The sequence below is a fragment of the Nocardia sp. NPDC003183 genome, from assembly GCF_053590715.1.
This window is the reverse complement of record NZ_JBSFTG010000014.1, coordinates 72000-79563: the sequence shown is the minus strand read 5'-3', so window position 1 is coordinate 79563 and position 7564 is coordinate 72000. Positions and strand designations below refer to the sequence as shown.

At 67.1% G+C, this 7564-nt stretch carries 6 protein-coding genes; 1 reads left to right on the top strand and 5 read right to left on the bottom strand.

Annotation, left to right across the window (positions count from 1 at the left end; genetic code table 11):
• Positions 1 to 168 precede the first annotated feature (168 nt).
• The 4 genes from ACWDXS_RS28835 to ACWDXS_RS28820 all read right to left on the bottom strand — a co-directional run bounded on the left by ACWDXS_RS28835 (position 169) and on the right by ACWDXS_RS28820 (position 4100).
• Entirely contained in the window at positions 169 to 2301 is a 2133-nt protein-coding gene (locus ACWDXS_RS28835) for an Rv1355c family protein (protein WP_449970377.1), read from the bottom strand.
• Positions 2298 to 3014, bottom strand: a complete 717-nt coding sequence (locus ACWDXS_RS28830) for a hypothetical protein (RefSeq protein ID WP_449970374.1) — start codon at positions 3012 to 3014, stop codon at positions 2298 to 2300. Before ACWDXS_RS28830 ends, ACWDXS_RS28835 begins: the two co-directional genes overlap by 4 nt.
• 205 nt (positions 3015 to 3219) lie before the next feature.
• A complete protein-coding gene (locus ACWDXS_RS28825) occupies positions 3220 to 3660 on the bottom strand; it encodes an AraC family transcriptional regulator (protein ID WP_378635974.1) in 441 nt (146 codons plus the stop codon).
• Positions 3657 to 4100, bottom strand: coding sequence for a GyrI-like domain-containing protein (locus ACWDXS_RS28820; RefSeq protein ID WP_378993237.1), 444 nt, complete (start codon positions 4098 to 4100; stop codon positions 3657 to 3659). Before ACWDXS_RS28820 ends, ACWDXS_RS28825 begins: the two co-directional genes overlap by 4 nt.
• Before the next feature lie 190 nt (positions 4101 to 4290).
• Here ACWDXS_RS28820 and ACWDXS_RS28815 point away from each other — a divergent pair, with 190 nt between their 5' ends.
• Entirely contained in the window at positions 4291 to 6540 is a 2250-nt protein-coding gene (locus tag ACWDXS_RS28815; protein ID WP_449970369.1) for a hypothetical protein, read from the top strand.
• Between the two features lie 54 nt (positions 6541 to 6594).
• Here the strand turns inward: ACWDXS_RS28815 and ACWDXS_RS28810 are convergent, their stop codons facing one another.
• On the bottom strand, positions 6595 to 7521 hold the full coding sequence (locus ACWDXS_RS28810; RefSeq protein WP_449970366.1) for an alpha/beta hydrolase: 927 nt from the start codon (positions 7519 to 7521) through the stop codon (positions 6595 to 6597).
• Positions 7522 to 7564 lie beyond the last annotated feature (43 nt).

Below are 7564 nucleotides of genomic sequence, written 5' to 3'. Positions count from 1 at the left end.
GGCGCAGATAGGCGAACTCGACGTCGAAGTAGTCCACCAGGCTCGCGAGCACGCGCTCGCTGGCCACGACCATGGTCGTGGCGTCGACGCCCATCGACTCCGAGGCGACCTGCGTCACCAACGAGTCGAGGTTTCGCCGAGGCACCGTTTCTCCGATCGTGCTATCTGTCAGTTCCCTGAACCGAGTACCGGGAGCCTGGCGCTCCGTACTGTCGGCGCGGGCGCATAGCTCAGTCGTAATACTGCCGTGACCGTCTCGTGCCCGGGAATTCCCATCAGTGCGGAGAACCGTTTGTGGATCGAGGCCAGTGTATCTGTGAATCCTGCGGATACGTTGCGCAAATCGTTGTCGTCACGGACGTAGAGGAAAACCGGGGACATCGGCTGGACCGCGAGGCCCAGCTTCTGCGCGGCAATCCACACGCGCTCGACGGCGGAACCGCCACGCACATAATCGGCCAGATCGGCGTCGGCGCCGGCTGGGCAGGTGACCGCGATCAGCGCCGAGCCGGACGAAATCCGCTGGCGCGCGTAGTCGCCCAGCGCCGCGCCGCCGGACCAGTTCCGCAGGTAGGCCATCACATCGGCACGCCCGCCGATGGCCAGTTTGGCGTACTCGTCGGAGGCCAGCTCCATGGTTCGCAGGTCGAGCCCGGTTCGTAAATCGTCAGCGGGCCAGCGCAATTCACCGAACATCTCCGCGTGCAGCCGGGGCGTCAGGTAGCGGACGCGGTCGGATTCGGCGAGGAGTTCGGCGACCTCGCCGAGCCCGGCGCGATCGGTGACCCCGCGCACGAACGCGCCTTCCGCCGCAGCCGAAACAGCCAGTGCATCAAGCACTTCCGGCGTCAAGGTGCGCCCGTCGCCGAGGTGCCGGTTGGTGGCACGGGTCAGCATTCCAGGGTAATCGGCGGCCAGTTCCGGGTCGGCCCGCGCACCGAGGTGCAGCACCGCCGACACGGGGGCCATACCGCCGAGCACGATCTCGTGCGTCCCCAGCAAACCCTGAGCTGCGGCGGCGACGCGGGCGTTGTAGAGGGCCGCGCCGAGAGCCACCGCGCTGCCACGGAATCCGATATCCATCCCGGAGGTACGCGCCGGGTCGACCGCGAGATGCACGGCGGAACCGTCGACGCGCACCACCCACGGCTGCGCGTTGCCACCCGACGGCGCGCGTTCGATGCCGTGCAGGATGCGGGCGATCGATGTGTGCGGCTCGTCGAGCTCGTCGAGCGGTACGGCGTCGGCCGTGAATCCGCGGTCACCTCGATCGGGCTCGCCGAGGCTGTCGAGCTCGCGCTCGAGGTCGACGCGAATTCGCCCGGACGGCAGCGCCTGATCGAGGCCGATCCGGCGCACCGCCGTGGCGATGATGGCAGCGCCGAGCCCCACATCGCTGCCGAGCTGGGGCCACGTGGTGACCGTCTCGTCGATTTCGGTGAGGCTGGCGGCGAGCCGGGCCGAGAGCTGATCCGGGTCGAGGATCCGCATCACGTGCGGAGCCTTGTCGCGGTTCGACAAGCCGCGCAGATCAGCTCTCGTCGTCGCGCCGAGCAGGCCGTGGAACGGCGGCCGATCGGGTTCGAGATCGAATCGCTCGACATCGAACAGACCTCGATCATTGGTCTCCATCAGCACCGGGATGCGGTGCCGCCTGGCCGCCTCGCGGGCGGCGAGTTTCACGTCGAGGGAATCGCAGACCTCGACCACCACCGACAGCCCGGTCAGGAATTCGTCCATCGAGGACTCGTCGACGCCCGCCGGGAAGATCTCGACGGGCAGATACGGGTCGAGTTCGGCGATCCGCCGGCCGGTGACGACACACTTGTTGAGCCCGATGTCGAACAGCCCACCGGGAATCCGATTCAGATTCGACAGCTCGACGGTGTCGAAGTCGGCGATCCGCAGCAGCCCGCAGGCGCCTTCCAGCGCGGCGACGTAGGCGATCTCGTGCCCCGCGCTCTGCCCGATGACGCCGACCGCCTGGCCGCGCAGCTGTCGTTGCTCGGCGATGGTCAGCTTGTTCCGGTTGCGGTCCTGCCGAACAGCGCGAAACGCGGTGGCGCCGACGATGGCGACCAGCGCGCGGCGCCACGGGTAGTACACCCAGCGATCGTCGGCCGGGTCCGCGTCGGGCGCGGCTTTGAGCCGGGCCAGTTCCGATCGCATCGCGGGACGCAGATCACTCACCGAGATACCGGGAAGCTCCCGCAGGCGTGCCAGCTCGGCCGCGTCGGCGGGGACCGCGTCATCGAGCACCGACGCGCGGAAGACGTCGGTGGGCGCGAGGTCTCGGATCATGGGCGTCGCACTTCGAGCAGTTGCGCGCGCTCGACGTCGATCAGATCGCGCTGTGTCGGTGTCGCCGCCGACAGATCGGACAGATCCCACCACACCGGCACGGTGGTGTACCGCTCGTCCGGGTAGGACACGGCGGGAATGCCGGGATCCTGGCGTGCCCCACTCGATCGGTAGGACTCGAGCTGATGCAGGGGGCTGACGCCGAACCCGTACCGCACGTCGAGCAGCCAGGTGACGTGGACGACGCCGCGGGCCACCAACGCGCCGAGCTCCGGCCTGCGCGGGACCGACCGTATCGACCACCCGCCCTTGGATTCGACGACTCCGTGCGGCACCTTGGCGTCGACGGAGGCGCGCAACGCGGCCTCGCCTGGAGTGCCGAGCCATGGGTGGAATCCGGGGATGTCGTCAGCGGTCGCATGCGGCCCGTGCGCGCGCAGGCCGGCCACCACCGACCCGTCCGGATCGATCGCGACGAGGAACAGCGACGTCGAACGGCCGTCGGCGAGGGTCTCGACATCGAGCGCGTCCTGAACTCCGTAGTGCCGGTAACCATTCAGCGCACCCTCGAGATACCGATCCCACAGTGCCGGATCTTCCGCTGGTGAACAGATGCGGACATGGCATCCAGAGCTGCTGTCGAGGTACCGCAACCCGCCCGCATTCGCACCGACCACCCGGGGATCCGAGCCGGTGTGAGCCGACACCCTCATACAACTCCGTACCTACACCCACGTCGGCTTTGTCCGACCAGCCAAAGATTTCCTACGCAGTATCCGTCATTCGGCAGGAATGCACCATACGAGTGGCTAATTTTCCGGTAACCTTCTGAGCCAGTTGAAATAATCCCAGGTCAGAACGGGTGAATGCGCGAGAGGCGGTCGAGTCAAGACCGATCGGTTCGAATTCGGCTAACTTTCAGCTATCAACCGTGATCGACACGAACAATTCCACCGTGTCGGGACCGTGCCACACTTCGATCTCCTCGCGGTAGGCGCGGGAGATCTCGGCCGACGCCGTCGCGTCGTCGACCTGGGCCCAGACGTCTTCCACCGGGTCGTGATAGTCGCCGTTGGGCGCGAAACGGGCGTAGATACCCTTGGGAACTCGCAGCATGAGATCGCCGACCGGCACGTCGTCCGGAGTCGCGTATTCGCGTGCCACCAGCGCGTTCCAGTTGCCCGCCGGGTCGGGCACGTAGACCGTGTGCAGCGGTTCGCCGCCGCCGGGGCGGTCGCGCAGCCGGTCCTTGAGGAACTCGATCAGGTCGCTGTTGCTCACCTTGAAGCTCGGGTGCACCTTCGGCACCGCCAGGCCGCCGTACAGCGCCGCGCCACGGACCACGATCGAATAGGTCATCGTGGGTCGACCGCCAGGTACAGGTCGATCTTGTAGGCGTGCGGGTAGCACTCGAAATCGCCGGTGAAGGTGCGCTTGATCTGGTTGTGCTCCTCGGCGTAGGCGATCTGGGTCCACAGATCCGTCATCACCTGCGGGAAATTACCGACCGAGGAGAAGCGCGCGTAGGTGCCGCGCGGCAACCGGGCCGCCAGATGTCCGCGAGTGACCTGATCGAGCGACTCGCACCGGTAGCCCACGATCTGGGTGTTGTACGTACTCAGCTCACCGGTGTAGTCGGTATAGGCGCTGGCCAGAGGCCCGCCGAGATCCTGATGCAGAACCGCCGACCATGCCGTTTCGAGGTCACGGTCGCGGAGCTCACCGAGTGCGCGTTTGGGACTGCGAACCGGAAGACCGGCCACCCAGGTCTCGTCCCGCTCGACGATTTCGAACTGCAATTGACGACTCTCTCGAAGGGTCCTGCTCAGGTTGCGCCATGCTATCAAACCCCACCCTAACCATATCTGAGCTGGACAAACGTCCACCACTTCCGTACGGATACCCGGCGCTATTGTTCGATTCATCTCCATGCTCTAAGCTCCCGCGCTCGTGTGGGTACGCGCGGAGCTCGAACCGCGAAAACAAGTCGTGCGGTGGGCCGGGGTCGTCATCGCCGCGGTCCTCCTCGGGTATCTCGCTGTGCTGCTGGGGGATTCGCGGCACTTCTATACCGACGACACCGAGGCGCAATACGTGCCGATGTGGCAGTTGCTCGGTACCGAATTGCGGGCGGGGCGGTTCCCGGCGATGGTGCCGTGGGAATGGATGGCGGGCAACTACAGCCTCGAGGAAGCCGGGCTCTACAACCCCGCGCAGCTGCTGGTGTACCTGCTGGCGCCCTCGTTCGACAATCTCGCGCTGTACGCGACCGCGGTGAAGTTCGTGTTCTCCGCGATCGCCGCACTCGGCGTCTTCCGCATCTGCCTGGCCTACGGCGCCCGCGCGCCATGGGCCGCGGTCGCGGGCGTGGCGTTTCCGTTCAGCGGATGGTTCCTGTTCTTCGACGAGGCCAGCTGGTTCACTTCGCAGACCGGCACCGCCTGGCTGGTGCACGCCTGGGCCTCCGCGGTCCTCTACGCGCGAGGCCGCACCGGGCCGATCCCGCTGTTCGTGTTCCTGTATCTGGCGCTGACCATCCAATACGCGTTTCCCGCAGTCGAATCCGGCTTGATGATCGCCACCGTCGCCGCGGGCGAATACCTGTACCAGCGCAGGTGGGCCCCGGTCGTGCGACTGCTCACCGCGTCCGGGCTCGCGGTGCTCGCGTCCATGATCGCCAACCTGCCGATCCTGCTGTCCTCGCAGGCCACCTGGCGCGGCGACGTCTCCACCATCCACAACGACCCGTTCCTGACCGTCCCGTGGTCGGAATCGCTCAACGCGAGCCTGCCGAGCACCGTCCCCGCGTTCACCGCGTGGTGGGGGCATGTGCAGCCGCTACCGATGGTCTACATCGCGTGGTTCGTGATTCCCGCGCTCGCCTTCATCGATTGGAAGTCCGCGGCACGTCATGCCGCCTCGTGGAGCGGCATCGCACTGTTCGCGGTGGCGACCCTGATGTGGACGGCGGGGCCGGGAGCGATCGGTCCGCTCCGGTGGCCGGCGCGCGTGTTGCCGATGCTCGCGATCGCGCTGCTGGTGCTGGTGTGCGTGCTGATCAGTCGCTACGGCGATTTCACCGCGTCGCGGCGACGGTACGCCGCGGCGGGTGCGCTGATCGCGTTGCTGTTCATCCGATCGTTCTCCGCCGCACCGAAACTCGTCGAACGCCACGCCCTCGCCGTGTTCGTGGTGGTCGGGCTCGGGGCCGGGGTGGTGTGGCTGGCGCGCACGCGCGGGATCGCCGCCGCGGCCGCGCTGACCATCGCCACGACCTTCCCGATCGCGTTCGTCCAGGTGGCGTCGGCGCCCCGGACTCCGATGTCGTACGGATTCGCCGAACAGCGCTCGGACATGACCGCCGCGTTCCCCGATTTCGGCGGTCGCACACTGCAATTGGCGGACCGGATCATGGTGCGCGACGAAGAGCGCACGCTCGCAGGCACTTACGGCTCCATCGCGCTGGGCAGCTACGCCAAGAACCTCGGATTGCGATACGTGAACGGGTACACGCCCGTCGGGCACGCCGCCTTCGCGGGCTTGCTGTGCATGGCCTGGGACGGCGGCACCTGCCCTGACGCTTACCGGAGGGTCTTCGCCGTCGAGCCGTCGACCGACACACCGATCGTCGATCTGATGCGCCTGGATCGCATTGTCCTGCAACGCAGTCAGTATCCCCATGCCGGAACCGAGCCCGCCCCCGCGGGCTGGAAGTTCGTCCACTACCCCGGTCACGAACACCAGATCTGGGTCCTCGAGCGAGTCAACCCCCTACCCTCCCCCGGCGACCTGATCGCCCACGAATCCGGCGTACACGCCACCGTCATGCCCGAGGCAGGCCTCACCAACCGCGCCACCGTCTCCTCCGGCACCGGCGGCCGAATCGTGCTGTCCCGCCTGGCCTGGCCCGGCTACACAGCCACCCTCGGCAACAGCGAAATCCCCATCCGAGCAGTAGCAGGCACCTTCGTAGCGGTCGACATCCCACCCGGCACCCACAACGCGACCCTCACCGTCACCTGGCGCCCACCCGGCCTACCCATCAGCCTCACCACAGCCCTACTGGCCCTGATCGGCATCGCGTTGCTGCAGTGGTGGTTCCGCAGAACCCGCCAGAGAACCCTGCCCGAAACCCTCGAACCCGAAGCCTCGACCCCCCGACTGGTCACCGTGATACCCACCCCACCGAACTCAACCCCCACACTCCCGACCACACCGCCCAGTCCCCGCGTTCAATAACCACACGGCGCTACCTCTCACCCGTCCCGGTGCCACTCCTCGTGCTGGAACCCCTCACCCGATAGCCCTGGCCAAATGCGGCCAAGCCTCATGCAGGTCAGCCTGGAACTGCCCCCACGTATGAGACCCGGTCGCCCGGTGCACATGCACAGCCGGTATCCCCAACTGCCCCAACCGCCCGGCGAACGCAGCCGTACACGCCCCCGCGAGAGCTTCGATCGGCGGCATCGGCAACCCCCGATCCTGCGCACCGGGAAACCCCGTAGCCGCAGACAGGAAAATGGTCTTCCCCGCGAGCCGCCCCGCGTTGGCGAAGACGTCATGCTCCCGCCACCCCGGCCCACCGGGAATCCCCCACATATTCCCCGGATTCCCCCCACCACGCACCGCCTGCGCGCTGGCCATCGCGATCCCCATCGGATCCGAAGCCCACGGGCAACCGCTCAGCGCCGCCACCGCGGCAAACCGTGATCCACTCTGAATCGCCAGATCCAGCGCCGACGACGCGCTCATCGACACCCCGGCGATGGCATTGCGCCCACTCGTCTCCAGCGCACCATCGATAACCCCGGGCAGCTCCTGCGTCAGATACGTCTCCCACCGCACCCGGCCGACCCCCGGATCATCGGAAATCCAGTCGGTGTACAACGTGAACGCCCCACCGACCGGCATCACCACGTTCACGAACTTGTCGGCGAAGAAGCTGCGCACGTCGGTGTCGTCCCACCACGAGATCCCGTCCACCCCACCACCGGCCCCGGTGAGCAGATACAGCGTGGGAGCCCCGGCCCCCGCCGCCTTGATCACGTTGTTCTGGATCACCCGCCCCATCGCGGGCGAGTACACATCGATCTGAGCGGACCTGCCACCCAGCGGCGCCTCCCCCGCCACATACGCCCCCGGATCGGCCGATGCCTTCGCACCCCCGAGAGCGGCAACAATCGCGCACACCACAGCAAGCCAGGTTCTCGACGCAGTCACCTAACCGGTATACCCCGCATCTCGGGGTCCACTCCGCCGAACA

Bases quoted from the DNA above. Each gene is read 5' to 3' on its own strand.
- ACWDXS_RS28830 (WP_449970374.1), bottom strand. From the start codon at position 3,014: ATGAGGGTGTCGGCTCACACCGGCTCGGATCCCCGGGTGGTCGGTGCG.
- ACWDXS_RS28835 (WP_449970377.1), bottom strand. From the start codon at position 2,301: ATGATCCGAGACCTCGCGCCCACCGACGTCTTCCGCGCGTCGGTGCTC.
- ACWDXS_RS28825 (WP_378635974.1), bottom strand. From the start codon at position 3,660: ATGACCTATTCGATCGTGGTCCGTGGCGCGGCGCTGTACGGCGGCCTG.